The organism is Streptococcus sp. HMSC078H03 (genome assembly GCF_001808655.1).
Lineage (GTDB): Bacteria > Bacillota > Bacilli > Lactobacillales > Streptococcaceae > Streptococcus > Streptococcus salivarius_G.
The window spans coordinates 11,892-14,260 of record NZ_KV794114.1 but is presented as its reverse complement, the minus strand read 5'-3'; the positions used below and the strand labels follow the sequence as shown (position 1 = coordinate 14,260).

The following is a 2,369-nucleotide window of genomic DNA, read 5'->3' as shown; positions in this document are numbered from 1 at the left end:
AACCAATGTTACCGGTGGTCAATATTATAGTGATGCATATGGTCACTGGCATTATAAAGATGCTAGTGGTAAAGACTTGACTGGACCACAAACTGTTGATGGCGTTAAGGTCTACTTTAGAGATAGTGGTGTTCAGGTTAAAGGAGAATTTGCCTGGGACGGTCACTATTATGACAAAGATTCTGGTGCTCTTGTTACTAATAAATTTGTTGATAGTTACAGTATCACCTATTACCTAGATGAAAATGGCAACAAAGTAATCGGACCCAAGGAAATTAATGGGGTATGGTATTATTTTAATCAGTATGGTGAACAAGTTAAGGATAGGTTTGCTTCTGATGACCGTTATTACGATGAAAACGGAAAACAAGTTGATTTCGGGACAAACCGCTATTTTGAATTAAACGGAAAATGGTACTATGCTGGAAATGATGGTGCTATTTTAAAGGGACCACAAACCATCGATGGCGTTAAGGTTTACTTCGATCAAGGTGGTGTTCAAGTTAAGGGCTATTTTGTTAAAGATAGTACTGACAATAATGAACGCTATTATGATAAAGATTCTGGTGCTCTAGCTACCAACCAATATATCATCGCCTACAACCCCTACAGACATAGAAATGAACGTTATTATGTTAACGACCAAGGAATCCGGTTAACTGGTCCTCAAACAATTGATGGTAAACAAGTCTACTTTGATAAATACGAGGGATGCCAAGTTTTCGACAATTTTGGTGACGATGGCTACTTTTACGATCAGGACGGTAATCGTGTTGATCTTGGTGCCAATCGTTATGTTCAAATCAGAGACAATTGGTACTATGTCGGTAACGATGGAAAAATTTTAACCGGTGAACACATTATTGATGGAGCTCACGTTTATTTTGAATATGGAGGTAAACAGGTTAAAGGAGATTTTGACTATAAAAATCAATTTCACGATAAAGACTCTGGAAATTTAGTTACTAATCGTTTCGTAACAGTTAAAGACAAAACTTACTTTATCGGAGCAGATAGTAAAGCTATTAAAGGAGCGACCGTCATCGACAACATTGAATACTTCTTTGACGAAAAAACTGGCGCTCAGGTTAAGGGAAATTTCGCAAGTAACAAAAAATATTATAACAGTACTACTGGTGCTCTCGTAACTAATAGTTATGTTCAAGTTGATAATGATTGGTATTATGTTGATGCTCAAGGTAAGCGACTTGAGGGGCCACAAACTGTTGATGGGATTCAAGTCTTCTTCAACGACTCTGGTAAGCAAGCTAAAGGTGTCTTTGGTAATGATGGTTACTATTACGACAAAAATTCTGGTGCTAAAATAGATTTAGGAACAAATCGCTATGTCCAAGTTAATGATAATTGGTACTACGTCAATGCTGAAGGTAAGATTCTAAAAGGGGACCAAATCATTGATGGAGTTCAAGTCAATTTTAATTCATATAACGGTATTCAAACTAAGGGGGAATTCGTTGATTCTAATGGTCGAGTAATCAGTGAAAAGAACTACAATACTTATGAAGCACCTAGTAAGTTCTATGATAAAAATTCTGGAGCTCTTGTAAAAGGTCAATACTTTAACCACAATGGAAACTGGTACTACGCTGATGCAGAGGGGAATATCCTTGAAGGTGAACAAACCATTGATGGGGTGCACGTTTACTTTGACTCTTATGGAGTACAAGCTAAAGACGCAATCGCAGAAGGCTACTACTACGATAAAGACTCTGGTGCTCGTCACGAAGCCCCTCGTAAGCAATTCATAAAGGCTGGTGGTAAATTATACTATCTTGACGATGATAATAAGATAAGTTCTGGTTATAAAAAAATTGACGGTAAGGATTATTTTATTACAGGATATGGGGAAGTTTTAAGAGGAGAATTCGGACCTTACGGTTACGAACCATATTATGATAGTGAGACTGGGGCTGCTGTACGACAAAGAGGTTTTGTTAAATCTGGACGTAACTGGTACTACCTAGATGACGAAGGAAATAAAGTATTAGGACTTGCCAAAATAGATGGTAATCTCTACTATTTCAGTAATCCCGTCGCAACAAAATACCGAACGGGCGAACAAGTTAAAGGAGAGCTGGTGAAACCTTATGATTTCTTCAACTATAACCGTTCACCCTATGACAATCCTGTCTACTACTTCGATGCTGAGACTGGGGCTGCTGTAACCAATCAATTCTTCAATTGGAAGGGCAATTGGTACTACTTCGGTAACGATGGAAAGGCTCTTATCTTTGATCAAGTTATCAATGGTCAACACCTCTACTTTGATTATGAAGGTAAGCAAATTAAAGGCAATTTCGTTACAGACTACAAGGGAACTCGTTATTATGACGAAAACTCTGGTGAGC

The 2,369-nt window shown here is 37.9% G+C and carries 1 protein-coding gene; it reads left to right on the top strand.

The window, feature by feature from the left end:
* Positions 1 to 2,369 (top strand): glucosyl transferase (locus tag HMPREF2607_RS07645; RefSeq protein WP_261674287.1); only part of this gene is annotated, 2,369 nt, incomplete at both ends.